A 26,937-nucleotide genomic window follows, 5' to 3' on the forward strand; every position below is an offset into this window, starting at 1 on the left:
GAGCCCTGCGTCCCGGCCTATCGGCTGGCTGGTGAGCCGGAGAGATCGGCGGGCTGCTCCTCGAAGGCGAGATGGCCGGCATAGCGCAGCGTCGGTCCTCCCTCCTCGTTTATGCAGTACAGCCTGATCCATCCATTATCCGCCAGCTGGCGCAGACTGGCATGGCGTGCCAGAATGTCCAGAATGGCTGAGGCGGGCGCATTGACATAGACCGCCAGGCGCAGCGGCTCATGAACGAGCTGGTCGCCGTCATGGACGGACTGCCACGGAAGGCCCGTGCGCATCGGTCCGCCATTGCCTTCCAGCACGCCGATTCCACCCACGACATTATGCAGAAGCTTGTTGCCGGACCCGAATATTCCCGGCGCAACGGACGATCCGAAATATTGCAGGTTGATCCAGCTTGCCACGATCACCGGGGCGGTGAGGATCAATTCGAGAACCTGAAAACCTTCGTCCCGTTGCCAGACATAGTCGTGCAGGAAGGCCTTGCCCTCCAGCGAATGCCCCAGCGTCAGAGCACGAGGACCCGCAATAAAGGCCGTACAACCGGCAAGACCCCATTCCGGTCGCGTTTCCGCCCAGTCGCGGCTCCGGTTGCGGGGAGGCGCTTCGGCACCCCGCGGCAATCGCTTGGCGCGTTCGGCGCGCGCCAGCCTCCCGGCAATATGCAGCCAGTCCTTGAGGCGCTGCAAATCCTCCGCATGAGCGACAAGATCGCCGCCATTCTCGAACATCGTGACCTCGTCCGTCGTGGTGTCATGCACTGCGGCAACGAACAGGGTATCCTCAGGAATCCGGATACTGCGATCAGCCAGGCCCTCTCGCACTGCCCGATCATTGAGAAGATTTGCCAGCAGACGGGCATTCACGTCTCCGGCATGCCCGCCGCAGGCCCCGCACTGCAAGGCGCTCAGAAAGGGGTTGTTGGCGCTCGTTGCCCCATGCCCGGCCAGAAGCACGATCCGCGCGAAATTCTGGGTGAGCATCATGGCTTTCAACACGCCGAACGCCATGTCGACCTGATCGGCGAGGATCGTCTGCGCGGCCGGGATCGGCCGTCCACTCTGCTTCGGTCGCCGTGACCAGGGGAAGGTTTCACCGATAAGCTTCGCTGCATAGACCGGCCCCATCGCTTCGATGAAGGCAAAGGACGAAACTGCCGCCTGGCGAAAACGGCCGAAAGCCCTCACCGCTCTCGCCCGATACCTCTCCGACTTCTCCCGGTTTTCCGGCACGGCCTCGCAGGTGTATCGAGCGGCAGGCAGCAGGACAGGCAGGCGGTGTTCGGCTATATCGGATCCTGCCGGGCGATGGGAGATGCCCATGCCGAAGAAACCGGCAAAGCCCTTCGTTTCGATACCGGTATCGACGGTTTCCAGTGCCCTGCGGAATACTTCCGAGCGGACATCGATGCAGAAGGCCGCCTGGACCAATGGCCGCTGTTGCACGGCGTTTTTCGTCAGCCTGGACGACATTCCGGCCCATTCGAGAGCGGTGATCCGCTGCCTGCTTTCGGCAATTTCCGCGGCCTCGAGAAGGGCCGCGTCGATGAGCCGATCGCGGCCGGGCCTCAAGGGCGCCCGATGCGCAAAGACGGCCTCCTTCCAGTCCTCCCCTATAGCGGTCCCGTAAAGTCTGAATAGCGCCGCCTCGAAAGCAAGGCGGATTGCCAGAAGCTCGATGATCGTCCGATCACGGATGCCGTCGCGTTCCGCGCTGAATTGCAGTTGCCTCGCATATTGGGCGTAACCGCCGAGATCCAGGAGAAGCTGATGAAAATAGCTTCCGGGCAAGTCTCCGAGACTCAGACGCTGGCTCGCTTCCGTCAGGGCGTCTTCCGCGGCGAGCGGCAGCTCGGCTACCTCAGCGGCAAAGCCTTTCAGACCTGCGATTTCGGGCGTCAGGTCATGCATCGCGAACAGCCGCCAGGCGGCATAGGCACCCTTTGCGCGGGGGGCTGCCCAAAGCGCCTGCCCTTCATCGAAGAACCCTGCAGCAAAGGCGCCGATCCGCTCCACCACAATCCGCGGCCAATCGATTCCGCTGACCCGGGCGGCAAGCATGGCCACATCGGGTATCCGGCCGGGGAGCGCTTTCTCCTGTTCCGCCGCCGATGCGAGATCCTCGGGCGAACGGATACCCGAAACGGGCCTCCTCTCCAGAGCGGCCGCAAGGTCCCGCCGGGCAATAAAACCCCGTTTGATCCGCGAAGCAAACCAGGCGCGCGGCGGCGCAAGATCGGTGCCGCTCAAACGGCCGATCAGTTCCGAGGTTTCGGCAAGAGTGAGGGTCGACTGACCGAGGAACGGATTGACCGCCACTGTCGCCTGCAGGGGCCAGGCCGGTGGAATGGCCCGACCTGAATTTTCTGCAGCCTGAGACAGTTTCTGTGCTGTGGTGAGCTCGAATTGAGGAATCTGGTTCATGGCATCAGTCCTTCTGGGCGGGTACAGGCATCAGGTTGAAGTGACCGAGAAGCCGGTCGACGAGCGCATTGATGTAAAGGCCGTTCTGAAGATGCACCCGCAGGCCTGCCGCGGCCGGGTGATAGGCCCATAATGGAAACAGGGATTGGGCGACCGCTACAAATCCGAATGTGGTAACGGCAAGCGCAATCAGCGCCCATTCAAGTGGTCCCGGCTGGGGCGGCAGGGGAACGGTGCCTGCGGTTATGCGGTAGGTGAGCCATTGTAACCCGAAATAGCCGATAGAAGCGGCAAGACCATAGAGCGAGGTTCGCCAGGCAAGCGCGCGGGGAGCTGTGTCGGCCAGGCCTTGCGCCAGGAGGTAAGCAACCCCGAATATGAGAATCGCGCCGAGCGCCAGGGCCTGCGGAGGCTTGTGCCAGAACCCGAAAGCCAGGCCTGCCAAACCATAGATCACGAGCGCCAGAAGGAAGGCCCGGGCGACGGCGCGCGCGTTGGGCACCGCAACGGGACCCGGGCGACGTGCCGCATGCACGGCTTCCACGGCCGCTCCGGAGGAGAGGAAGGCATGGGCCTTGTATAGGGAGTGAGCAACGATATGGAGCAGTGCAATGGGAAAAAGGGCAAGGCCGCATTGCAGGATCATGAAGCCCATTTGCGCCACGGTGGACCAGGCAAGCGAGGTCTTGACGGCGCTCTGGGTGAGCATCACGAGCCCGCCGAACACCGCCGTGAAGGCCCCGATCATGACGAGAGCCGCAAGCGTGACGGGAGAAAGCAGCACCACATCGGCAAAACGGATCAGGAGAAAGCCGCCGGCATTCACCAGTCCGGCATGAAGGAGCGCCGATACGGGCGTTGGCGTCTCCATAACCTCCGTCAACCATCCATGCGTGGGGAATTGGGCAGATTTCAGCAGGGCGGCGAGACCGAGCAGGGCAACCGCAAGATCCGTGCCGGGGGGCTCGATGCCAGATTTTGCGGCCTCCGCTATGCTGGCAATGTCGCTGGTGCCGTAGCCGACACCCATCACCAGCGCTGAGGCAATCAAAGCCACATCGGCCACGCGCGAAAGAAGAAACTTCTTGCGGGCGGCATTCCGCGCGGCGGGACGATCGGCATAGAAAACAAGCAGCTGATGCAGGCAGAGGCTGGTTGCCACGAAACTTCCGACAAAAAGCAGAAGCGTCCCCGACAGCATCAGCAGCGAGACAGCCATCAGCGTCAGGTTCATCCAGGCTGTGAAGGGGCCCTGTCTTGCCTCGCCGTCGACATAGGTCGCGCTGTAACGCAACACGATCCAGCCAATGAAGGTCACGAGAAGAAGCATCACCTGGCTCAGCAGGTCATGGCGGAGGCTAAGGGCGAATGCACCGCTTCCGAGCGCCAGGCTTGTTCCCGGCCCTTCCGATACCAGAACGAGCAGGCTGGCCAGCGCAACCAGAAAGGCGGCCCCCGCCAGACCATTGCCGATCGACAGAATGCGACGCGGTCGTTTCCAGGGTCCGGCCGCGGCAAGGAGTGCCGTCATCAGGTAAAGAAGCGGCGCCAGCAACGGAATGGTATGAAGCATGAGAAAGCCCTCGTGGATAGGAGAAGCCTTCCTCTAGCAGCGCAGTTTCTGTAAAAAAAATTCATTGTTATTCAGTTTTCGTTCTATAAAATAGATGGAATGAGCGAACTGAACTATCATCACCTGCGCTATTTCCGGGCTGTCGCGCATGATGGAAATCTCACGCGCACCGCCGAACGGCTCAACCTGTCCCAATCGGCGCTGTCGATTCAGATCAGGCAGTTGGAGGACCGGCTTGGCCATGCACTCTTCGAGCGCCGAGGACGACAGCTGATCCTGACGGAGGCAGGCCGAATCGCGCTGGATCATGCGGACCGGATTTTCTCCGCCGGGGACGAGCTTATGGAGACCCTGAAGCGAACCGGCACAATTCGAAGGCCGTTGCGGATCGGAGCGCTTTCCACCCTGTCGAGAAACTTCCAGCTGGAGTTTCTTCGGCCCGTCATCGGAAGGGAGGATGTGGAGATTGTCTTGCGTTCCGGCCGAACCGCCGACCTGCTTGCCGGACTGGAAAGCCTGAACCTGGATATTATCCTGCTCAACCAGACACCCGCCGCCGATGCGTCCACGCCCTTTGTCGCGCACCTCATCGATACACAGGAGGTCAGCCTGGTCGGTCAGCCAGACCGTGTCGATCCGAATGAAACACTCGCCGGCCTGCTGTCCGGCTATCCGCTGATTCTCCCGACGGCGGACAGCGGTGTGCGTCAGCAATTCGATGCCCTTGCGGCCCGTCTTGCGGTCAAGCCGCAGATCGTCGCGGAAGTCGAAGACATGGCGATGATGCGTCTGCTGACCCGGGAAGGCCTCGGCCTTGCGGTCCTGCCACCCATTGTGGTCAAGGGCGAGCTGGAGCTCGGTTCCCTGGTCGAGCTTGAACGCCTGCCCCATGTTCGGGAGCGTTTCTACGCCGTCACCACGGCCCGCCGCTTTCCGAACCCCGTCGCTGTCGCCCTGATCGACGGCTCTTTCTCGCAATCCAAGGCTGGCCCCGGATCTTCACCCGACTGAAATGGAATGGGAAAGGATGCCTTGGGTGACGCCGCCTTCTCCCCGTCTGCTGCAGGAACGGGCTTGGGGTGGCGTCATTCACGCTCCCGGCACTGGAGCCGTCCGCCCGCCAGATGAGGCGAGCGGATCTTTGCCTCGGGTTCAGGGTTTCATTTCAACCCAGTCTTCTATCTGCTGTCCATCCTGGTACACGGTGCAGGCCACCTGCCGGCTGCCATCCTTCGCCCGAATGATGATTTCAAAATAGCCGGGTTTCAGAGGGCTTACCATTTTCACCTTTGCCGGGACACCGAACGTGTACATGCACTTGTCCAGCGCAGCCTTGGGCACGCCTGCCGGAGCTGCCGATTGTGCCGCTGGCTTGCTGGCACTGGCATTGCTCTTGAAGCTCTGCAGAACCCGGTCCTTGCCAAAGCGGCACTCAAATCCCACCAGCCCCTGGGAATCCGTCATTGCTTCGCCATAAACATGGTACTTGCCCTTGATCACTTCCGCCGGCAGCATGTTGATCCGTTCACGACCGATATTCATCCGGACCATTGCCTCTTCCGCGCAGTAGTTTTGCAGTTCGCCATCGCCCACCACACGGGCATGGGCGGGCATGGCCGCGCCTGCCGCCAGCAGCACGATCGCAAGCGCCAGCTTCTTTCCCCAATCGACACGGATCATGACTTATACTCCTTTGCCTGACAAACGTCGGATTGACCCTGACCTGCCCCGGTCCCGCACAAGCGGGATCAGCATCGCGGGCCGGACATCTCGCCGGAAACGCCTCACCAGGCGTTCACCCTCTTTTCCGGTGGCAACCATTCGGGATCTCCAGCCTTGATGCCAAAGGCATCATAAAACGCATCCACGTGTTTCAGCGGCGCCGTCGCCCGATAGAGATTGGGCGCGTGACTGTCACCCATGACCTGGCTCACCAGGGATTGTTCGGTCTGCTTTGTGGACCACAACTGCGCCCAGGAGATGAAGCAGCGCTGGGCAGGCGTAAGGCCGTCGATCTTCACGTTCTCGGAAGGATTCTCCTTGAGGTAATCCATGAGTGCCGCATACGCAAAGTTGATGCCGCCGACATCCGCCATGTTTTCCGTGACATTCAAGGCACCGTTCGCCTTCAAGCCTGGCAACACCTCGAACTGATCGGCCTGGTCGACGAGCTTGTGTGCCTCTCGATCGAAAGCCGCAGCATCTTCCTTCGTCCACCAGTCGCGCATGTTGCCGATCGCATCGAAGTGGCGGCCCCGACTATCGAAGCCGTGGGTCATTTCATGGCCCAGCACCGCGCCCAAGCGGCAGAAATAGGTTGCGGCATCCTTGTCCGCTTCGAAAGCCGCGGGCTGTAGAATGGCTGCCGGAACCTCAAAACCGTTGATCTGGCTATCGTAAGCCGCATTGATGATGATGGGCAGCGTGTGCCGGCTGTTACCGAAATCGTCGTGTACATAGGGTTTGCCGATCATATCCAGCGACCGACCGACATCGAATGCGGTCAGCCGCATGACATTCCCGACAAGGTCGTCCGGCCGAATATCGACATGACTGAAATCGATCCACGTCTCCGGATATCCGATCTTGAAACTCAACAGATTGAGCTTTTCCAATGCGGCGTCCCGGGTTTCCTGGGTAAGCCAGCTGCGTGTCTGCAACCGTTGCAAAAAGGCCTTGCGGATCCGCGCGACCATATCTGCGGCTTTTGACCGTGTTTCTTCCGTAAAATAGGCTTTGACATAGAGCTGGGACAAAGGCTGGCCGATGAACAGCTGAAGGGCGCCCTGAGCCTGCTCCTCCCGCGGAGGCATCTTGTCGATTCCGTAGATGATCTTCATCAGGCCGGCGGTTGAGGCCTCGAAACGGCTGCCCAGGAATGGCTTGAATTTCGCGATGAGCTTGAGCTTCAGGTAGTCTTTGAAGTCCTGCAGCGGCCGGTCCTGGAGTAGTCCGGAAAGATGCTCGAGATAGTGCGGTTCCTGCTTGATGAGACCATCCGGAAGGACGATCCCGAGGCCCTCGGCCATCCGGGCCAGATCCACTTCCGGCGCCTCCTTCTGAAGACTCTTCACGGTCGTGGGATTGTAGCTGATGCGGGGATCCATCGCCTGAACGGGAGACAATTGCCCGGCATGCAACTCCCTCTCCAGGTCGGCAGCCATGTTGGTCAGTCGGGCCCCTTCCTCGGCCGTATAGCCGGCAGCGACCAGCACGTCCGTGAGATTGGCCCGAAGGGCTTTGTCGAGGGGCGAACCGGGAGGCTTGGCATAAAGCTCTTCATAGGGCAGCAAAAGACTCCCGCTGACCACGTAGAGGGAAATCTTCTTCGAATCGAGCTGGTCCTGAGATGGCACCATGCCAGCCAGCGCCACTTCGCCCGTAACGGTGACGAAGTGCCCGAGATAGGCAGACAGACCAGGCAGATCGGAGATGGCATCGATCCTGTCGAATTCCGCCTTGAGCGGCGCGAGGCCGCCTGTATCGACGGCGGCGACATCCATGTAGGAACGATAGAAATCACCAACCTGCTGAACGGGGCTTCCCTTGGGTGCTGTCGACGACCGCGTGGCCGCATCCTCGATCACGTTTTTCAGCTGGGCCACCAAACGCTTCGACATGAAATCGAAGGCTCCGATCGACGCTCTTTCGGTCGGCCGGACCGCCCTGTCCTGCCACTTTCCAGAAGCATAGCGATAGAAGCTGGTTCTCGGTTCTGCGGACAGGTCCATATTGTCGACGGAAAAGGAAAGCTGGTCCGGACCGATGGTCGGAATGTCTCCGTCCCCTGCCTGCACCGTTGTTGCCCAGGATATCGCGGCCAATGCGAAGACCTGTTTGAGCCAGACGTTCATCGCTTATTCCTCGCCGATCCCGGATTCTGTCTCCGGCCTGCCTGGAATGATGCAGGAAGCCGCGGAACTGCCCGTCCCGCATGACCATGCGTTTCATCCGGGATCAAACAGATAGGGGCAATATCTCGCACGCGCGGGTAGGGAAGACGAATGAAAAATCAGTTTTCAATCTGAGATATATTCATGCATAGAAGAGTTAATTGATGAAGATCAATATAGACCATTTAAAGAACAGGATCGATTATCAAAAATATGACAAACAAGGTCCGGTTAATCGTTTAAATTCGGAATTATATTCAATCGACAGCCTTGCGACCAGCTTTCGGTCAACCGATTTGCTGGCAAAAGCCAGACGACCGGTTGAAAAATATCGAGCCGCCAAGCGGCGGCTCGGTGGCAGGCAAATCGGCCTCAGGTGCGCATGACACGGTAAATCGCCGGTATGACCAGGACCGTCAGCAAGGTGGAGGATGCAAGGCCGAACAGAAGCGAAATCGCCAATCCCTGGAAAATCGGATCGGTCAGGATAACCGCCGCGCCAATGATCGCCGCAAGCGCGGTCAGAAGGATTGGCTTGAAGCGAATGGCCCCCGCTTCGATCAGAATGTCCGTGAAGCTCTTCTCCGACCGGTCTGCGTGCCGGACGAAATCGACAAGCAGGATCGAATTCCGCACGATAATGCCTGCGAGGGCAATGAAGCCGATCATCGAGGTTGCAGAGAAGGGCGCTCCAAACAGCCAGTGCCCACCCAATATACCGATGAAGGTCAACGGAACCGGAGTGAGGATGACAAGCGGAAGCTTGAAGGATCCGAACTGTCCGACAACAAGAATGTAGATGCCCAGCAGTGCGATCATGAAGGCTGCGCCCATGTCCCGGAAGGTCACCCAGGTCACTTCCCATTCCCCATCCCAGAGAAGGGTTGATACGGTTTCATCCTTGGGCTGGCCATGCAGCGACAGGATCGGCTTAGGCAGGCCGGCCCAGTCTTCGCTGTCGATGGCGTCCTGCACCGCCAACATGCCGTAGAGGGGAGCCTCGTAAGCACCGGCGAGTTCAGCCGTGACCATTTCCGCGCTGACGCCATTGTGGCGGAAGATGGGGAGCGATGTGGTTTCATCGGAAAGCTTCACGACATCGCCGAGCTCGACCACGCCCTTGTCTCCCGGAAGGACATTGGCGGGCATCGGCGTCGTGAGAAAGGCTTCGTCCAGTACCGTTTCGCTCTTGCTCCGTTCCAGCCGGATCGGAATGGGCGGGCGTCCTCCCCCCCGGTGCGAATAGCCGATCGTTTTGCCATTGGCGAGGATGGCGATCGTATCGAAGACGTCTCCCTCCTCGACATGATAGAATTCCGCATTGTCCGTGGAAATGGTCAGACGTTTGCGGCGGGCTTGCTGACCGTAGGAATTGTCCACATCGACGATAAACGGAACAGACCGGAAAGCATGTTCGACCTTTGCCGCGACTTTGCGGCGCGTGTCGGCATCCGGCCCGTAGATTTCAGCGAGCAGAGTCGCCATGACCGGTGGACCGGGCGGCGGTTCGACCACCTTGAGGCTGGTGCCGGCCGGCACGCTCAGGCTCGCGATTTTCTGGCGAATATCCAGGGCAATCTCATGGCTGGAACGCTCCCGATCGCCTTTGGGAGTGAGATTGATGGCAACATCTCCCTGATTGGGTGCAGCGCGCATATAGGCATGGCGCACCAGTCCGTTGAAATTGAAGGGAGCGGCGGTTCCGGCATGAGTCTGCACCGACACCACTTCCGGCATGCCAAGCACAATGCGGCCGATTGCCTGCGCGACCGCATCCGTAGCCTCCGTAGAAGCCCCCTCGGGCAGATCGACGGTGACGGAAAGCTCGGACTTGTTGTCGAAAGGCAGCAATTTGACGGTCACGCTCTTCGTATAGAACAGCGACAGGGAGCCGAGGGTGAGAAGACCGACCCCCAGCAGGAAGGCCCAGCTTCTTGCTTTGGACGCGAGAATGGGACGGGCAACCGCACTGTACAGGGCACCGAGGCGACCGCCTGCTTCCCCGTCATGGCCATGCTGGACCGGTGCATGACCGGCCACTTTCAGCATCAGCCAGGGCGTGACGATGACAGCCACGAAAAAGGAAAAGATCATCGCAGCCGACGCATTGGCAGGAATCGGGCTCATATAGGGGCCCATCATGCCGGAAACGAAGAGCATGGGCAGCAGCGCCGCGACCACGGTGAGCGTGGCGACGATGGTTGGGTTTCCGACCTCGGCGACCGCCTCGATCGCGCTGCGCCGGCGCGTCCGCCCATCGGCCATCCCCCAATGCCGGGCAATATTCTCAATCACCACGATCGCATCATCGACGAGAATGCCGATCGAAAAGATCAGGGCGAACAGCGAAACCCGGTTGAGCGTGTAGCCCATGAGGCGCGAGGCAAAGAGTGTGAGGAGGATCGTGACAGGAATGACGATCGCCACGACAAAGGCTTCCCGGCGACCGATGGAAAGCCAGACCAGCGCAATGATGGAAATCGTCGCCAGGCCGAGATGATAGAGAAGCTCGTTGGCCTTCTCATTTGCCGTCTCGCCATAATTGCGGGTTACCTCGACAGCCATATCCTCCGGAATAAGGCGTCCTTCGATGGCCTCGACCCGCTCCAGGACAGCTTCCGCGACAACCACGGCATTCGACCCGGCGCGCTTTGCGATCGCCAGAGTGACGGAGGGAACCCGTTCAGCCCCATTGCCGCCGCTCTTGCGCAGGGTGGAGACCAGCGCATTGCTGTTGTCGGTGATCAGCGAAATGGAGGCGACGTCGCGGACATAGACCGGGCGGCCATCGCGTGCTGTGAGCAGGAGATTGCCGATCTCCTGCGGCGAAACAAGCGTTTCCCCTGCCATCAGATCGATTTCCTGGCCCTTGTCGCGAACCTTGCCTGCGGGGAGAGCAGCATTCGCACCGGCAACCTTCCCCGCCAGTTGCTGCAATGTCACGCCATAGAGAGCGAGCTTCTCCGGTTGCGGCGAGATGCGGATCTCCTCGCCGGTCTCGCCGACCACATAGGTGAGGCCCACATCCTCGACCTTGGCAACTTCGTTGCGGACTTCCCGGATCACCCGCGTCAGATCATTGGCCGTTACTTTCCCGGAGGCACCCGACTTCGGAGAAAGCGTCAGCGTGACGATCGCAACATCATCGATCCCGCGGCCGACAATCCAAGGTTCCGGAATGCCGACCGGGATGCGATCCATATTGGCCCTTACCCTGTCATGAACACGCAGGACCGCGGCATCGGCAGACGTACCGACCAGAAACCGGGCCGTGACCATCACCTGATTGTCCATCGACTGGGAGTAGATGTGCTCCACGCCATTGATGCTCTTGACGATGGTTTCCAGCGGTTCGGTTATAAGCTTCTCGGCATCGGTGGCCTTAAGGCCAGGGGCCGGGACGATGATATCCACCATCGGTACGGAAATCTGCGGCTCTTCCTCACGGGGAAGCGTGAGCAAGGCGACCAGTCCGAAGGCGAAGGCGGCAATGAGAAAAAGGGGCGTCAGGGGCGACTTGATGAAGAGCCGCGTCAGATTTCCGGCAATGCCGAGATTGCCAAAGGCCTCGTCCGCCGTATCGGTGGACGGGGGGGTGTCGGGACGCAAATCTTGGGTCATGGCAGGATCACCGTTTCGCCGTCGGAAAGGCCGGTCAGGATTTCGATGCGTTCTGCGCCATCCGGGTCTTCATGCTGGCCGGTGATAACCGCGCGTTCGACAGGTTTGCCGTTTTCGAGCACGGTGACGAAATCGAGACCGGAGCGGGTTACAATAGCCGGCTTGGGGAGGAGGATGGCCTCCCTTTCTCCGACAGGCAATTCCACAAGAATACGGGCGCCGACAAAATCGGACGAGAGGTCTGGCACTTCGACATCCGCCGTTACCCTTCCGGACAGGATTTCGGGATAGATCTTGGCAAGCTTGCCCGAGAGCGGCTTGCCCGCCGCATCAATGGAAATGTCTGCGCCTTGCTTGAGCGAAGCCGCATGGCGCTCCGGAATAGCAAGCCGCAGGAAATAGCCGCCACCACCGATGGTGGCGACGGTTTCTCCGGCCATGACCACCGCGGATCGTGTGACGGGCACCTTGAGAACTTTTCCGGAGGCCGGCGCAAGGACAGCGCCTTGAGCCGACTGCTCTACCAGCACCGAGCGACTGGCTTCCGCGGACCGGATCTGGTTTTCGGTGACGTCAACCTGCGTTTGAAGCTGGTCCACGCGCTGAGCGGTGGTCGTCCCGGTTTTCAGCAACTGCCGCGCCCTCTCCAGGTCGGCACGGGCATTGCCCAGAGAGGCCTTCAGGCCCAGAAGCTGAGCATCCACAGCCTTGATCTGAAACTCGTTGCGATCGTCCTGAATCCGGGCAATCACATCGCCCGCGGCCACCACATCTCCTTCCGTCACGGCCAGCTCGACCAATGTGCCGGGAATGCGCGCACGCGCAAGAACCGCATCCCGCGCCTCGACCTGCCCGTACACGGCTTTCATTTCCGGTATCTTTTCCGAACGGACATTGATTTCAGCAGCGTTCGTGGCCTGGAGGGAAAAGGCCAGGAAGAACAGGCCGGACACAAGGGCGCTTTTCATTTGTCTTATCCTTAAAAAGCAGAGGCGCGCGCAAGACCGAGTTTGCGGAACAGGATGGCGGCGGGACAGAAGCCGGTAAAGGCAGACTGGATGAGATTCAGTCCGATAAAGCCCGTAAACCACACAAAGCCAGGATGCACGAAGTGCGTGAGAAACAGGGAAACGAATATCATCAGGCCTGCAAAGATCATGACGGCGCGATCGATGTTCATGGGAGTAGCTCCTTAAATTTCATACTTACGAAGATACGTAGGTTTTGCGCAGGCTCTTGTCAAGCGGTCCTGCGACGAGAAAGAGACAGGCCCCCGCTTGTGCCGGTCCTAAGCGCCAGCACGGCAATCGGCCCCGCCGCAGAATGCCTCGTAAAGCGTGGCCACCACCGCTCGTGCCGGTTCGCTGGCGATCTTGTACCAAATCGTCTGGCCGTCCCGACGTCCGGTGATGATCTTGTCGCGGCGAAGCAGCGCCAGATGTTGCGAGACCGTGGAATCCCGGATGCCCAGAAAGTCCGCGAGCTCGCCCACCGAATGCTCTCCATCCGTGAGGCGGCACAGGATCAGCAGGCGATGGCGATTGGACAGCGACTTCAACAGATCGCTGGCCATATCCGCACCCGAGATCATTTGTTCAGGATTTATCTTCATATATACGTATATATATTATTTCTTCGTGGGAGGCAAGTCACCGCAAAGCCTTATGCAAAGGGAAGGAGTTGACAACCGAAAATCGAAACATATATGTATCTACGAAGTATCGTATATTAAGGAGAAGACGATGCCCTTCGCTAATGAAAGCGCCCGCAAACCTTTGGTCGAGGCATTTTTCGACGATGCGACGAACAGCGTCTCCTATGTGGTCCGCGATCCCGACTCCCGGTCGGCTGCGGTCATCGATTCGGTCCTGGATTTCGATTATGCCTCAGGCAGGATCAGCTATCATTCTGCCGACAGGATCATCAATTACATCAAGACCGAAGGGCTGGCCGTGGAGTGGCTGATCGAAACCCATGTCCATGCGGATCATCTGTCGGCGGCACCCTACATCCAGCAGCAGCTTGGCGGCCGCATCGGTATCGGGGAGCAAATTCGCACGGTTCAGGAAACGTTCGGCAAGATTTTCAATGAAGGCACCGAATTCCAGCGCGATGGCAGCCAGTTCGATCATCTGTTTCGTGACGGTGACACATACCAGATTGGCGGGCTGACCGGTCTGGCGATGCACACGCCCGGGCACACACCCGCCTGCGTTACCCATCTCATCGGCGATGCAGCCTTCGTGGGCGACACGCTCTTCATGCCGGATGGAGGAACCGCCCGTGCCGATTTTCCAGGCGGCGACGCGCGAGCCCTTTACCGCTCGATCCAGCGCATACTGGCGCTTCCGCCCACAACGCGCCTTTTCATGTGTCACGATTATGCGCCGGGCGGTCGGGAAATCCGTTGGGAAACGACGGTAGAGGCCGAGCGTGCCGAAAACATTCATGTCCATAACGGAATATCGGAGGATGACTTCGTCGCCATGCGCACAGCGCGCGACCGAACCCTATCCATGCCGAAGCTCATCATTCCTTCGATACAGGTCAACATGAAAGCGGGCGCCTTACCCGAGGAGGAGGCCAACGGCACCCGCTACCTCAAAGTCCCGCTCAATGCCTTCTAGGATAAACCGATGCTCAAGCGATTGATCGCCTTTCTCACGGAGAACAGAACCAAAATGGTAGCAACTCGAAAGATCGACTCCACCTTCGACGTCACCGGTCAGATCACGCCCGATCAGGCCGCCGATATTGCGACACGCGGCTACAAGATGCTGATCTGCATGCGTCCTGACAATGAGGGATTCAATCAGCCGGCCTTCGCTGACGTCAAGTCGGCAGCCGAAGGGGCCGGGATGGAAGCCGTCTATTTTCCGGTCGTACCGGGCTCGATGACACCGGATCAGGCCCGTAAGCTGAAAACGATCCTCGCAGCGCAGTCAGGACCTGTTCTCGCCTATTGCGCCTCAGGCAACCGCTGCGCCGCCGCTTACGATTTCGCAAAGCGCGTTTGATGCTTGAAGCGATCGCATCCGGAGGATTGGTGGGATTCACGCTCGGCCTTGTCGGCGGTGGCGGATCGATTCTCGCCACGCCGCTTCTCCTCTATGCGGTCGGCGTTCGAGATCCGCACACCGCCATCGGCACCAGCGCCCTGGCGGTGTCGGTCAATGCCTATATCAATCTCGCTGCCCATGCGGCAAAGGGACATGTCCGCTGGAAATGCGGCGCCACATTCGCGGTCGTGGGTGTCGCCGGCACGCTGGCCGGCTCGACCCTCGGCAAGATGATGGATGGCCAGGCTTTGCTCTTTCTTTTCGGCCTGGTCATGGTGGCCGTCGGGCTGCTGATGCTGCGCCCGAGAAAGACGGCAGGCAGAGACATACCCCCTGACCGCCGCACCTGCCTGCGCACTGCCGTTCTGGCGCTCGGCACGGGAGGCGCCTCCGGCTTCTTTGGCATCGGCGGCGGCTTCCTGATTGTCCCGGCTCTCATCGCGGCGACGGGAATGCCCATGATCAATGCGGTGGGCACGTCGCTTCTGTCCGTCGGTACCTTCGGGTTGGCGACGGCCTTGAACTATGCCTTTTCCGGCCTGGTGGATTGGCCGGTTGCCGGAGAATTCATCGCAGGCGGCACCCTGGGAGGCATGGTGGGACTTGCCCTGGCAACCCGCCTGGCCCGCTACAAGCAAGCCCTGAGTTCCATTCTGGCCGCTCTCATCTTCATCGTTGCCGCCTATGTTTTGTGGAAGAGCAGTGGCGCCCTTCTCGCGGCTGCAGCGTAAGGCACGATTTTTTCCCTCGCTTCAACTGTCGATGCGCCGCTCGTCCGCTCCGAACAGGTGGACATGGGCGACCGGAAAGCGGATCGAAACCTCATCCGCATAGGCCAGCGCCGTGCGCTCCAGGGTGAAGACCTTGAGCGGTTCTCCATTGAGGGAGACATGCAGTATGATCCCGAAGCCGGTGGGCTCCACCAGCTCGACCCGAGCCTTCATGCCGTCCTTATCGCCCAGCGTCACGTGCTCGGGCCGGATGCCGAGCGTGACCGCGCTTCCAGGAGAAAGAACGCCCGGTTTCACCGGAATGGACAGGCCGTCCTGGAGGACCACCCGGGCACTCACACCGTCGGCTTCATACCGTCCTGCCAGAAAGTTCATGCCAGGCGAACCGATGAACCCCGCCACGAAAAGATTGGCGGGGCGATCATAAAGCTCAAGCGGCGAACCAACCTGCTGCACGACCCCACCATGCATGGCGACAATTCGGTCGGCCAGGGTCATCGCCTCGATTTGGTCATGCGTGACATAGATCGATGTTGCACCGAGTTCGGAATGAAGCTTCTTGATCTCTGCTCGCATCTGTTCCCGCAATCGGGCATCCAGGTTCGAAAGCGGCTCGTCGAAGAGAAAGGCCTTTGGTTGGCGAACGATCGCCCGGCCCATCGCGACGCGTTGACGCTGGCCGCCGGAAAGAGCCTTGGGCCGCCGCTCCAGCAGGGGATCGAGGCCAAGTTTGGTCGCCGCCTTGCCCACGACATCCGCGATCCGGTCACGGGGCGTTTTGCGCAGGCGGAGACTGTAACTCATGTTATCCTTCACACTCATGTGGGGATAGAGCGCATAGGATTGAAAGACCATCGCGATGTCACGATCCTTGGGGGCCAGATGATTGACCTTGCGGCCATCGATCAACAGATCCCCCGAAGACACGTCCTCCAGCCCGGCAATCATCCGCAGAAGCGTGGACTTGCCGCAGCCGGAAGGGCCGATGAGGACAATGAATTCGCCATCCCTGATGGTAAGATCGACACCGTGCAGCACTGCGACGGCGCCGAAAGTCTTGCGGATGTCGGAAATTTCGATGGATGCCATGGACAAACTCCTTAGCCCTTGACCGCGCCGGCGGTGAGGCCCTGGACGAGATAACGCTGGATCAGCAGGAAGAAGAGGCAGGCTGGAATAAGCGCCAGGACGCCCGCAGCCATCATCTGTCCGAAATCCACCGAGAATTTGGATACGAAGGAAAGCAATCCGACCGGGAACGTGGCCGCGTCGTTGCCTGAAACAAGCATCAACGCAAACAGCAGTTCGCTCCAGGCGGCGGTGAAGACAAAACCGAGCGTGGCAGCCACGCCGGGCAGGGTGAGGGGCAGGATGATCTCCCGAAAGGCAACGAAGCGGGTTGCGCCATCGATCATGGCCGCCTCTTCCAGGTCTTTCGGAATACCATCGAAGAAGGACTGCATGAGAAAGGTGGCGAATGGCACGTTAAAGGCCGAATAGACGATCACCAATCCGGTCAGGCTATTGGTCAGCCCGAGCGGAGAGAGCATCTTGAAGATCGGCGCAACCAGCATGACCAGCGGAAACATCTGCGTGACGAGCATCAGGCCGACGATCCAGAACTTCCCCCGGAAGTGAAACCGTGAAAGCGCGTATCCCGCCAAGGCGGCCAGAACGGTGACAATCAGGGCGGTCGCTCCCGCCACCGTCAGGCTGTTCTTGAAGAAGGTGGGAAACGCGCTGTGGGTCAGCACGAACGTATAATGTTCAAGCGTCGCATGGGATGGCCAGAGCCTCACGCCTTCGCTGTAGAGAAGCTCGTTCGGCGTGACCGAGACCTTGAGCAACCAGAACAGCGGGAAAAGCGAAAAGGCGGCATAAGCCAGGATGGCCAGGCGGTGGGCGACGACAGCGAGGATTCGGGAGGGTCGCATCGGCTTACCCCTTGTTCAGCAAGGTCTGCCGCAGCAGCACGATCAGGAGCGAATAGGCCAGCAACAGCGCCAGGAGCACGAGAGCAATGGCGGAGGCATAACCGAAGTCCAGCCGCTTGAAGGCTTGCGTGAAAATGTAGCTCGCCACGATCTGGGTACGGTCTGCCGGGCCTCCATTGGTCATCACGACGATGAGATCGGCAAAATTCGAGATCCAGACGGTGCGGAGAAGAACGGTTATGGCAATGGTCGGGGCCAGGAAGGGAAGCGTGATCGAAAGGAACCGCTGCATCGGGCCTGCTCCATCGATCGAGGCTGCTTCATAGAGATCGCGGGGAATGGCCTGCAGGGCAGCCAGAAGCGTGATCGCGAAGAATGGAATTCCCCACCAGACATTCGCTGCAATGGGTCCCCACATGGCAAGATCCGGATCGGACAGAATATTGTTCGGCTCCGAAAGAAGCCCGAGCGCATAAAGCCAGTGCGGCAGCGGCCCGATCACCGGATTGAAGAGCCAGGCCCAATTCAGACCGGCGAGGAAACTCGGTACCGCCCAGGGCAGGAAGACCAGGGCCTGCGCGAGGCCCCGCCCGGCAAAGGGCTTGTCCAGAAGCAGGGCGAGGATGAGCCCGAAAACGAACTGCAGGAAAACCGATGCACCCGTCCACCATAATGTGTTGCGAAGCGCGCGGTAAAAATCCTGATCCTGGCCCAGTGCCCGAAAATGGTCGAGGCCGATAAAGCCGCCAGAGAAGGGATTGAGGAGCTGGATATCGCGAAACGCATAGGACATCCCCAGCGCAAGCGGCACCAGCATGATGGTGACGATGAGTATCAGCGCCGGAGCACTGTAGAGATAGGGTTCCATGGACTGGGCGAACCGCTCCAGGAGCGGCCGTCTGTCGTCGGCGTGTGCTGAAATCATGGCCTGGTTTCCGTCGGTGGCATCAGGGCACTCGCGGATGGGCAGAACGCGCGTCTTCACGCGCGCTCTGCTCCTGTCCGGGAGAAAGCATCACTTGGTCTTGGCAAGATGCTTCTGTTGCGCCTTGGTCAGGTAGTCCGCCCACTGGTTCGCCAGTTCCTCGGGGGTGATATCGCCCAGAAGCGCCTGTTGCGATGTCTTGATCACCAGCGAATCCTTGAAGAAGGCGAACTCCTCGAGATAGGTGGGCATGACGGTGGGAACCGCATCCTTGTCGGACAATTCCTCGAACCAGCCCTTGAACTGCGGGCTGTCATAGAAGGGGTCCTTCTCGGCGGATTTCAGAGCCGGCAAGGCACCTGTGCGCTTGTTCCACTCGATGTTGCCCTCCGGCCCTTCCAGCGTGGCCAGAAGCTTCCAGGAAAGCTCCTTGTTCTGGCTGCTCGCCATCATCGACCACCCGGCATAGCCGATGGTCGGGAAGGTTTTTCCGTCTGGGCCCTTCGGCATGGTCATCACGCCGTAGTCTTCCGGTTTCATGTGCTCGGCAATCGCAATCAAGGCATCCGGGTCCTGATCCAGGAAAGCGCAGGTGCCGCTATAGAATCCGGCTACGATCTCGTTGAAGCCCCAGTTGACGCTGTCTTTGGGCGCATAGCCGTTCTTGTAGAGATCGATGAGATAGGTAATGCCCTTGACCCATCCTTCGCTGTTCATAGTCGACGTACCGTCTTCCTTGAAGAACTGGTTGGAGCCGGCCATGCTGGCGCCGAACATGACCCAGCCGTTCAGACCTCCAGGACCGCCGCGAAGGCAATAGCCATACTTGCCCGAAATGGCCGACACCTTTTTCGACGCTTCCATGAAGCCATCGAGGGTCTTGGGAGGTTCTGTCACACCGGCCTGTTCGAGCAGCTTCTTGTTGTAGAACATCGCACGCAGGTAGAAGCCGTAGGGCAACATATAGGCTTTGTCGTCGACGTCGCGGCCGAGCTCAAGCGCACGATCGCTGAGATCGGAGGTCTTGTCCCACTTGGCGAGATAAGGCTCTAGATTTTCCAGCATTCCATTATTGGCGTAGAGCGAAAGCCATGTGTCCGGCATTTCCATGACGTCGGGAACATCGCCTGCGGAAACCATGGTGGCAAACTTCTGGAAGGCCTCGCCCCAGGGAAGGGAGATGATCTCCACCTTCGTTCCGGGATTGGCCGCTTCGAACTTGGCGACGATGGACTTCAGGGTTTCGGTGCGTTCGGGGCTGGTGATCACCTCGACGAGCTTCAGCGTCGTGTCGGCAAAGGCTGTTCCCCCCATAAGGGCAGTCAACAGGGCGGCAGTCACAAATCTTTTCATGCTTAGTTCCTCCTCTGGGTTCTGACTTTATTTTTCTGCTGAAGTGGCCGCGGCCATCGCCTCCTCGATGTCCCGCCACAGGGCTTCCGTCCCTTCGAGCCCGACATGCAGCCGCACGGATCGGGAGCTGATGCCAAAGGCATGGGCGGAATTCGGTTGGGCTTTCTGCTGCAGCACGACCTCGCCCGGAACGATCAGGCTCTCATGGCCGCCCCAGCTCACGCCGAGGCGGAATAGGCGCAACCTGTCGGCAAAGGTCCGGATATCCACACCCTCCCGGAAGGTGAAGGAGAAGAGGCCGGATGTGCCGGTCAGCCCCGGTGGCAGCCGGTTTGCCAGCGCCGGATGAAAGACCGTATCGACCAGATCCAGAGACTGAAGCCGTTTGGCAATCTCCAGCGCCGACGCCTCGTGTGCCTTCATGCGGATCGGCAGAGTGCGCAATCCGCGGATCAGCAACCAGGCATCGAAGGGCGAGAGCTTGCCGCCCAGATAGGGATAGGCTTCGGAACGGATGCGGCCCACGAGTTCCCTGGATCCCGCGACGACTCCCGCCACCACATCGCTGTGACCGCCGAGATATTTCGACGCGGAATGAAGCACCAGATCGACGCCGAGGGTGAGCGGCCGCTGAAAGACGGGGCTCGCCCAGCTGTTATCGATCACGCTGACAGCGCCGTGGCGGCGGGCAATCGCGGCCAGCGCCCCCACGTCATGGGCCTCCATTACCCAGCTCGTCGGACTTTCGAGATACAGAAGCTTGGCTCCGGCCATAGCCCGGTCCACGGCTTCCTCGTCACGGCCATCCACATAGGTGACCTCGATCCGCATGCGCTTCAGATGCGTTCCAAACAGCCGGAAGGCATCCGGATAGCAGTGCCGGACGGCAACGATGCGGTCGCCTGGCTCGACGAAAGACAGGACGGTCGACGAAATGGCCGCCATGCCGCTGGCAAAACCCAGCGCATCCTCTCCTCCCTCAAGTTTTGCCAGCATCTCTTCGAAGGCACGAACGGTTGGATTGAGCCCTCTGGTGTAGACCGGCCGATGAATTTCCCCGCGATAGGTGGAAACCATTTCGTCATAGGATTTGAAGGTGAAGAGAGACGTCTGGACGATCGGCGGAACCACCGCGTCGAAGGCGTTCGCTTCGTCATGCGCCACCGTGAGGGAGGCGAAATCGAATGGATCAACTCCATCGCTCATCGGGACATTTCCTTGATGTCTTCTTCGACAACGTCGAGAATCTTGAGAGTTTCCGCCCGCGCCGCTTCCGGGTCGCGAGCCACGATGGCGTTGAAGAGCGTCCGGTGGAAAGGAAACGAACGCTTCGCAAAATCCGGCCGATTGAAGGGCTTTTCCCAGAATCGCTCGAAGGCTTCCCGCATCTGCTCGAGAATTTGCCGGAAGAGAGGATTATGCGTCGCATCATAGATCGACAGGTGAAAAGCGAGGTCCTCTTCCCCGGCTGTTCCCTTCAGGAGATGAACCCTTTCCATCTCGATCAGTTTTTCCTCGATGATCGTGAGATCCTCGGGCGTGCGGCGAAGCGCGGCGCGCATCCCGGCCTCGCACTCGATTCCCCGACGCACCTCCAGCGTCTGGAGGAGGACGTCCCGCAGATGCGCGGCATCAAAGGAGAGAGGCATATGGACCGTCGCCGTCGTGATTGGCTTCAGCAGATAGGTGCCGCTTCCTTTCCGGCTCTCTATCACCCCCAACGCCTGAAAATGACGAATGGCTTCCCGGATCGTGGAACGGCCGACGGCAAGGGCGGCCATCAGCTCCCGTTCCGCAGGCAGGCGATCGCCCGCTTTCAGATTTGCCCGATCGATATAGGACGCCAGAGCCTCGGTGACCTGCCGCGCCCTGTCGATGGGCGGCAAAGGCTCGATGTAAGGCCTGGCGCTTGTTTCGAGCGTCATCGCTTCTGCTCCCCCCGCTGACGTCAACCTCTTAAATTGGTCTGACATCTTAGCATTATTCACCCCTCGCCTCTTGTCAACATCGGCAGATGAAAATTACCTTGGGTTGATTTTCGGTCACGAGCTTTTCGTATACATGGTCTTTGCACGACGGTCCGCATCGCAGAAAACGATCATCCGCCAAGCGCGGAGCGCCCCAAAGAGCCTGGATATTTCTGATTTATTTGACTTATTTCATACTTGCCCGTCATTCTGAAAATGCACGGGAAAGTAATTGCGTGGAGCCACAGAAGCGGACATACAATTTGAAATTTAATAAGCCATTTTGCGGAAATGGCTGCTTTTCCCGGAAGCCCGAGGGCGAGTCACGCTGGCCCTCGGCGCCGCGCGACCTGCCGTTTCCATTTGTTTTTACCAATCATCAATTTTAATCGCTTTTCCTTCCCCCGAAAGGCGCGCAGGATCGGTTCCTCAATCGTACAACTCTGCGGAGGCACCGATGCCCTTCATTTCCTATCGCTGGATCATGGTGGCGGCGGGCGGTTTGCTCGGCTGCATGGTCATCGGTTCGCTCTTTTCGCTGCCTGTATTCCTGATGCCGATTTCCAGGGAGACGGGATGGTCGGTGACGGGGATATCCGCCGCCATGACGGTGGGCTTCCTTGCCATGGCATTCGGGAACATTGCCAGCGGTCTCCTGTCAGATCGAATAGGCCCCCGGCCTGTGGTTCTCGCAGGCTCGCTGCTGCTGGCGGGGAGCATGGCCCTGGCCAGCCTGTCGCCATCCCTTGTCGTCTTCCAGTTTTTCTTCGGCTTGTGCATGGGATTGGCCGCTGCGGCGATCATCACCCCCATGATGGCCAGCGTCACGGGGTGGTTCGACACGCACCGCAGCCTGGCGGTTTCGCTGGTATCCGCTGGCCTGGGCATGGCTCCGATGATCGTATCGCCTTTTGCCGCCTGGCTGGTATCCTTCCACGACTGGCGCACCGCGATGCAGATCATTGCCCTCATCGCCGGCGGCGTGATGATTCCTCTGTCCTTTCTGGTCCGCAGGCCACCGCAGCTTGAGGCTGTTTCGCAACCGCAGGCCGACACCCCTGCCCTTCCGTCTACCGCTCCCGGCATGACTTTGGCAGAGATCGTTCGCACGCCGCAATTCATCATCCTGCTCCTGACGAATTTCTTCTGCTGCGCCACCCATTCCGGCCCGATCTTCCATACGGTGAGCTATGCGGTCACCTGCGGCATTCCGATGATGGCAGCGGTGACGATCTACAGTATCGAGGGCCTTGCCGGCATGGGAGGACGGATAGCCTTCGGCTTGCTGGGGGATCGCTTCGGCGCGCGGAACATTTTGGTGCTCGGATTGCTTGCCCAATCCTTCGGTGCGCTCGGCTATGTGCTCGCCGGCGGGCTGACCGGCTTCTATGCCGCGGCGGCAATTTTCGGTTTCATCTATGCGGGCGTCATGCCTCTTTATGCGGTTCTGGCGCGGGAAAACTTCCCTCTTCGGCATATGGGTTCCGTCATTGGCGGCATGTCGATGGCCGGCAGTCTCGGCATGGCTCTGGGCCCGATCGCCGGCGGACTGATTTACGATAATTTTGCCACCTACACCTGGCTTTATGTCGGTTCATGGGCGGTCGGGCTCGGCGCATTCGCCATAGCCATGATGTTCCGCCCGATGCCGATGACGGATCGGGATGGAGTGCCTGCCGCAGTGTGAGGCCGGCATTGATCCAGAGACGTTTGGACCCCGTGAGATCGCCGGCATTCAAGCCAAAAACCGTTTACGGGTCGCGGGAGATATCAAGGAGACGGTCAAGATCGACATTTCGCCGCTCTCGCCGGCAACGGTGGCTCACCGGCTTAAAGCGGCAAGCCCAAACGAAACCGGGACGCGAGATACCCCGGAAAACCACGGACCGTTCGCCCTGCCCAGAGGCAAAGCCCGACATCGGCTTCATGACGGATTTGCAAGGCTTCCCTTACGCCTGAAGACCGCCTTCCCGTTCCAGGAAGGCAATCACATCATCCAAACCCTTCTGGCGCAGAAGATCCGTAAAGACATAGGGCCGGGAACCGCGCACCCGCTTCGTGTCCGCCTCCATTATCGAGAGGTCGGCCATGACATGGGGCGCAAGATCGGCCTTGTTGATCAGAAGCAAGTCCGACCGTGTGATGGCCGGTCCACCCTTGCGTGGGATCTTCTCCCCCTGACAAACAGAAATCACGTAGAGCGAGAGATCGACGAGATCGGGCGAGAAGGTGGCTGCCAGATTATCGCCGCCGGATTCGATGAAGATGACATCCAGATCCGGGAAACGTTTCGTCATCTCCTGGATCGCGGCGATGTTGATGGAGGCATCCTCACGGATCGCGGTATGCGGACAGCCACCGGTTTCAACACCCATGATCCGTTCTTCCGGCAAGGCTTGAAGCCGGCTCAGGATCAACGCATCTTCTTTCGTGTAGATATCATTGGTGATGACGGCGACGGAGTACCGGTCCCGCAGTGCCTTGCACAGCTTTTCCGTGAGCGTCGTCTTGCCGGAGCCCACCGGGCCGCCGATACCGACGCGAAGTGGTCCATTCGTCATGTGCGGAAAATCCTCGGTTCCTGGAATTCATGCTGGAGAGAGGCCATGTCGGCAAAGAAGCAGGCACTGCCCAGATCCTCGAGATCGGCGTCGAGGGCGCGCTCCGCGACGGCGGAGATGACGGGGAGCAGACGCGCCAGCACCGCCAGGCCGGCGCGCTGACCGACCGGCACCAGCCGGACGGCGACCGATACCAGATTGGCACTGAATGCATGGAGATAGGCTGCGATCAGAATGTCCTTGCCGATCCCGGCCGCCATTCCGGCGGACGCCACAGCCATGGGATAGGCGATCTCTTCCACGGGCATGGACAGAGGAAGCAAGATCGCGGCAGAAGCCGCAAAATTCGCTCCGAGGGCCGCCGTCTCCAGATAGCGTTCCCGGCTTGCGCAGAGCGAAAGCGCAAGCTGATTGAGGTCATCGAGATTGTCCGGCGTCGCAAGGGCGATGAGAACTGCGTCATTGAAGGCCGAACCGCGTTCGAGCAGACTTTCAATCCACTCTCCAAGGCTTTCTTCGTCGCTCACCACACCCGAGAGGATAGCGTGTTCCAGCCCATGCGAATAGGCAAAAGCGCCCGTCGGAAAGGAAGGGGAAAGAAAGGTCAGGAGTTGCAGAAGGGGAGCCTTGTCCTCAATGCTCATCGCCGTCATCGTCGTCTTGCAGGTGATGAGCAGGCGAATGGCTGTGCGAATGACCCCGGTGATCGGCTGTGCCGGTCAGGGAGAAATCATGCTCGAAACCAATGTCATGATGATAGGCACCATTTTCCGGGGCAAAGCTTTCCCGCACCTCGTGAACATGGGCACCTTGATGTTCGAGCATGTGAGCGATCACATGGTCGGGGCGAATGAGGATTCGGCGTTCCTCGATTTGCGCTTCCAGATGGCGGTTGCCGATATGCCAGGCGAGAGCCAGAAGCGCCCGCGGATTGGCCGCGGTAATCTCGAGAAGATCTTCATGAGCGGCTTTCACCTCGATCAGCTGGCCATTGTCCAGAACCAGACAATCTCCGTCTGCGAGCTGCACGGCCTTCTCCAGCGAAACGAGAACGGATGTCCCGTCATTGAGCTGAAGGCGCTTTCTGCGCAAATGCCGGTCCTGAGAATCGAGGGTCACGCGATAGGCAGGCTGCTGCTGCGTTTCGCCGGCTTTCAAAATCTTGCTTGCGGTCAGGGTCATCGGATCAGAACAGGAAATAGCGTTGGGTCATGGGGAGCGTTTCCGCCGGCTCGCAAACGAGAAGCTCGCCATCGGCGCGCACCTCGTATGTCTCCGGGTTCACTTCGATATAGGGCGTCGCCCCGTTCAAGGCCATCGAGGATTTGGAAATGCCGCTCCGCGTGTTCTTGACAGCCACCATGGCCTTTGCCGTACCCAGCCGGTCGCGCAAGCCCGCCACCATCGATGCTTCCGAAACGAAGGTTACCGAGGAATTGGTGCGCAGCTTGCCATAGGAAGCGAACATGGGCCGGTAATGGACCGGCTGCGGCGTCGGGATCGACGCATTCGGATCGCCCATGGGCGCCGCGGCGATCGATCCCCCCAAGAGGACGAAATCCGGCTTGATGCCGAAAAAGGCCGGACTCCAGAGAACCAGATCGGCGCGCTTTCCCACTTCCACCGAGCCGACTTCATGGGAAATACCATGGGCGATTGCGGGATTGATGGTATATTTTGCCACATAGCGCTTGGCGCGCGCATTGTCCGTCTCCCCGTCGCCGGGCAGGCTCCCGCGCTGGACTTTCATCTTGTGTGCCGTCTGCCAGCATCGGATGATCACTTCGCCCACGCGGCCCATGGCCTGGCTGTCGGAGGAGATCATGGAAAACGCGCCGATATCGTGAAGAATGTCCTCTGCCGCGATCGTTTCCTTGCGGATACGGCTTTCGGCAAAGGCCACATCTTCGGCTATGCGCGGCGACAGGTGATGGCACACCATCAGCATGTCCAGATGTTCCGCAACCGTGTTGATCGTGTAGGGTCGGGTCGGATTGGTGGACGAGGGCAGCACGTTCGGCAGGCTGGCGACGCGGATGATATCCGGTGCATGACCGCCCCCCGCCCCTTCCGTATGAAACGTATGGATGGTTCTGCCTTTGAAAGCCGCGATCGAAGCCTCCACGAATCCGGATTCGTTCAAGGTGTCGGTATGGATCGCGACCTGCACGTCATACTCGTCTGCAACGGACAGGCAGCAATCGATGGCTGCCGGTGTCGTCCCCCAATCCTCGTGGAGCTTCAGGCCGCAGGCCCCGGAAAGAATGATTTCCTCCAGTGCGGCCGGCAGCGATGCATTGCCCTTGCCGAGAAAGCCGATATTCATGGGAAACGCATCCGCCGCCTCGATCATGCGCTCGGTATGCCAGGCGCCGGTGCAGGTGGTGGCGAGGGTCCCGTGGGCAGGGCCCGTTCCGCCACCCAGCATGGTGGTGATCCCGGAATAGAGCGCCTCTTCGATCTGTTGCGGCGCGATAAAGTGAATATGGCTGTCGATACCGCCAGCGGTCAGGATGCGGCCTTCGCCGGCAATGATTTCCGTCGAAGGGCCGATGACGATGGTAACGCCATCCTGTGTATCGGGATTTCCGGCCTTTCCGATGGCAGCGATGCGACCATCCTTCAGCCCGACATCCGCCTTGACGATGCCGGTATGATCGAGAATGACGGCGTTGGTAATGACCGTATCCATCGCCCCTTCGGCGCGCGTGGCCTGAGACTGGCCCATGCCGTCACGGATCACCTTGCCACCGCCAAACTTCACTTCTTCGCCAGGGATCGTATAATCCTTCTCGATACCGATCAGCAGGGCCGTATCGGCAAGGCGCACCCTGTCGCCGACGGTCGGTCCATACATCTGGGCATAGGTGGCACGGGAAATTCTCGCCATC

24 protein-coding genes are annotated in these 26,937 nt (G+C 59.7%); 6 read left to right on the forward strand and 18 right to left on the reverse strand.

All coding sequences use genetic code 11. The features are described from left to right. Positions 1-17: 17 nt before the first annotated feature. Together ACT54B_RS15445 and ACT54B_RS15450 are read right to left on the reverse strand one after the other, a co-directional pair. On the reverse strand, positions 18-2,429 hold the full coding sequence (locus ACT54B_RS15445; RefSeq protein ID WP_476046020.1) for a YbcC family protein: 2,412 nt from the start codon (positions 2,427-2,429) through the stop codon (positions 18-20). Between the two features lie 4 nt (positions 2,430-2,433). Further along, positions 2,434-4,002, reverse strand: coding sequence for a proton-conducting transporter transmembrane domain-containing protein (locus ACT54B_RS15450; RefSeq protein ID WP_476046021.1), 1,569 nt, complete (start codon positions 4,000-4,002; stop codon positions 2,434-2,436). A 99-nt stretch (positions 4,003-4,101) separates the two neighbouring features. Between ACT54B_RS15450 and ACT54B_RS15455 the strand changes: the two genes are divergently transcribed. After that, positions 4,102-5,013, forward strand: coding sequence for a LysR family transcriptional regulator (locus ACT54B_RS15455; RefSeq protein ID WP_476046022.1), 912 nt, complete (start codon positions 4,102-4,104; stop codon positions 5,011-5,013). A gap of 141 nt (positions 5,014-5,154) precedes the next feature. Here ACT54B_RS15455 and ACT54B_RS15460 read toward each other — a convergent pair whose 3' ends face one another. Continuing rightward, the gene (locus ACT54B_RS15460; protein ID WP_476046023.1) at positions 5,155-5,682 is read right to left on the reverse strand and encodes a hypothetical protein; all 528 of its coding nucleotides are present in this window, start codon (positions 5,680-5,682) and stop codon (positions 5,155-5,157) included. Between the two features lie 104 nt (positions 5,683-5,786). Continuing rightward, the gene (locus ACT54B_RS15465) at positions 5,787-7,856 is read right to left on the reverse strand and encodes a M13 family metallopeptidase (RefSeq protein WP_476046025.1); all 2,070 of its coding nucleotides are present in this window, start codon (positions 7,854-7,856) and stop codon (positions 5,787-5,789) included. 203 nt (positions 7,857-8,059) lie between these two features. On the opposite strand from ACT54B_RS15465, the gene ACT54B_RS15470 reads away from it, so the two are divergent. After that, positions 8,060-8,281 (forward strand): hypothetical protein, encoded by a 222-nt coding sequence (locus ACT54B_RS15470; RefSeq protein ID WP_476046026.1) that lies wholly within the window; start codon positions 8,060-8,062, stop codon positions 8,279-8,281. Here ACT54B_RS15470 and ACT54B_RS15475 read toward each other — a convergent pair. The 4 genes from ACT54B_RS15475 to ACT54B_RS15490 form a co-directional block, all read right to left on the reverse strand. Next, positions 8,268-11,516, reverse strand: a complete 3,249-nt coding sequence (locus ACT54B_RS15475; RefSeq protein ID WP_476046028.1) for an efflux RND transporter permease subunit — start codon at positions 11,514-11,516, stop codon at positions 8,268-8,270. The two genes, ACT54B_RS15470 and ACT54B_RS15475, sit on opposite strands and share 14 nt — an antisense overlap. Next, entirely contained in the window at positions 11,513-12,484 is a 972-nt protein-coding gene (locus ACT54B_RS15480) for an efflux RND transporter periplasmic adaptor subunit (RefSeq protein ID WP_476046029.1), read from the reverse strand. The genes ACT54B_RS15475 and ACT54B_RS15480 overlap by 4 nt, the downstream gene beginning before the upstream one ends. A gap of 11 nt (positions 12,485-12,495) precedes the next feature. Then, a complete protein-coding gene (locus ACT54B_RS15485) occupies positions 12,496-12,696 on the reverse strand; it encodes a YgaP family membrane protein (protein ID WP_476046030.1) in 201 nt (66 codons plus the stop codon). A gap of 108 nt (positions 12,697-12,804) precedes the next feature. After that, a complete protein-coding gene (locus ACT54B_RS15490) occupies positions 12,805-13,128 on the reverse strand; it encodes an ArsR/SmtB family transcription factor (RefSeq protein ID WP_476046031.1) in 324 nt (107 codons plus the stop codon). A gap of 130 nt (positions 13,129-13,258) precedes the next feature. On the opposite strand from ACT54B_RS15490, the gene ACT54B_RS15495 reads away from it, so the two are divergent. Genes ACT54B_RS15495 through ACT54B_RS15505 form a run of 3 tightly spaced genes read left to right on the forward strand, consistent with a single transcriptional unit; the run spans position 13,259 to position 15,306 of the window. After that, a complete protein-coding gene (locus ACT54B_RS15495) occupies positions 13,259-14,143 on the forward strand; it encodes an MBL fold metallo-hydrolase (protein WP_476046032.1) in 885 nt (294 codons plus the stop codon). Positions 14,144-14,197: 54 nt separating this feature from the next. Continuing rightward, on the forward strand, positions 14,198-14,533 hold the full coding sequence (locus ACT54B_RS15500; protein ID WP_476046034.1) for a protein tyrosine phosphatase family protein: 336 nt from the start codon (positions 14,198-14,200) through the stop codon (positions 14,531-14,533). Then, on the forward strand, positions 14,533-15,306 hold the full coding sequence (locus ACT54B_RS15505; protein WP_476046036.1) for a sulfite exporter TauE/SafE family protein: 774 nt from the start codon (positions 14,533-14,535) through the stop codon (positions 15,304-15,306). The genes ACT54B_RS15500 and ACT54B_RS15505 overlap by 1 nt, the downstream gene beginning before the upstream one ends. Before the next feature lie 21 nt (positions 15,307-15,327). Here the strand turns inward: ACT54B_RS15505 and ACT54B_RS15510 are convergent, their stop codons facing one another. From ACT54B_RS15510 to ACT54B_RS15535, 6 genes are all read right to left on the reverse strand, one after another. After that, entirely contained in the window at positions 15,328-16,395 is a 1,068-nt protein-coding gene (locus ACT54B_RS15510) for an ABC transporter ATP-binding protein (protein ID WP_476046038.1), read from the reverse strand. Positions 16,396-16,406: 11 nt separating this feature from the next. Next, the gene (locus tag ACT54B_RS15515) at positions 16,407-17,240 is read right to left on the reverse strand and encodes a carbohydrate ABC transporter permease (RefSeq protein WP_476046040.1); all 834 of its coding nucleotides are present in this window, start codon (positions 17,238-17,240) and stop codon (positions 16,407-16,409) included. A gap of 4 nt (positions 17,241-17,244) precedes the next feature. After that, positions 17,245-18,165 carry a carbohydrate ABC transporter permease gene (locus tag ACT54B_RS15520; protein WP_476046241.1) on the reverse strand — a complete coding sequence of 307 codons (921 nt, stop codon included), beginning with the start codon at positions 18,163-18,165 and terminating at the stop codon, positions 17,245-17,247. 90 nt (positions 18,166-18,255) lie between these two features. After that, a complete protein-coding gene (locus ACT54B_RS15525; protein WP_476046041.1) occupies positions 18,256-19,518 on the reverse strand; it encodes an ABC transporter substrate-binding protein in 1,263 nt (420 codons plus the stop codon). 27 nt (positions 19,519-19,545) lie between these two features. Next, positions 19,546-20,724 carry a PLP-dependent transferase gene (locus ACT54B_RS15530; RefSeq protein WP_476046043.1) on the reverse strand — a complete coding sequence of 393 codons (1,179 nt, stop codon included), beginning with the start codon at positions 20,722-20,724 and terminating at the stop codon, positions 19,546-19,548. Next, the gene (locus tag ACT54B_RS15535; RefSeq protein WP_476046045.1) at positions 20,721-21,443 is read right to left on the reverse strand and encodes a FadR/GntR family transcriptional regulator; all 723 of its coding nucleotides are present in this window, start codon (positions 21,441-21,443) and stop codon (positions 20,721-20,723) included. The genes ACT54B_RS15530 and ACT54B_RS15535 overlap by 4 nt, the downstream gene beginning before the upstream one ends. A 499-nt stretch (positions 21,444-21,942) precedes the next feature. On the opposite strand from ACT54B_RS15535, the gene ACT54B_RS15540 reads away from it, so the two are divergent. Next, positions 21,943-23,172, forward strand: coding sequence for an MFS transporter (locus ACT54B_RS15540; protein WP_476046047.1), 1,230 nt, complete (start codon positions 21,943-21,945; stop codon positions 23,170-23,172). Positions 23,173-23,434: 262 nt separating this feature from the next. Here ACT54B_RS15540 and ureG read toward each other — a convergent pair whose 3' ends face one another. Genes ureG through ureC form a run of 4 tightly spaced genes read right to left on the reverse strand, consistent with a single transcriptional unit; the run spans position 23,435 to position 26,936 of the window. Beyond that, positions 23,435-24,046, reverse strand: a complete 612-nt coding sequence (ureG, locus tag ACT54B_RS15545; protein ID WP_476046048.1) for an urease accessory protein UreG — start codon at positions 24,044-24,046, stop codon at positions 23,435-23,437. Further along, the gene (locus ACT54B_RS15550; RefSeq protein ID WP_476046050.1) at positions 24,043-24,690 is read right to left on the reverse strand and encodes an urease accessory protein UreF; all 648 of its coding nucleotides are present in this window, start codon (positions 24,688-24,690) and stop codon (positions 24,043-24,045) included. Before ACT54B_RS15550 ends, ureG begins: the two co-directional genes overlap by 4 nt. Next, a complete protein-coding gene (locus tag ACT54B_RS15555) occupies positions 24,680-25,228 on the reverse strand; it encodes an urease accessory protein UreE (RefSeq protein WP_476046052.1) in 549 nt (182 codons plus the stop codon). Before ACT54B_RS15555 ends, ACT54B_RS15550 begins: the two co-directional genes overlap by 11 nt. 4 nt (positions 25,229-25,232) lie before the next feature. Next, positions 25,233-26,936: an urease subunit alpha gene (gene ureC, locus ACT54B_RS15560; RefSeq protein WP_476046054.1), complete on the reverse strand. Its 1,704-nt coding sequence runs from the start codon at positions 26,934-26,936 to the stop codon at positions 25,233-25,235. Position 26,937: the final 1 nt, after the last annotated feature.

The sequence above is a fragment of the Gellertiella sp. DMC107 genome (genome assembly GCF_056313605.1).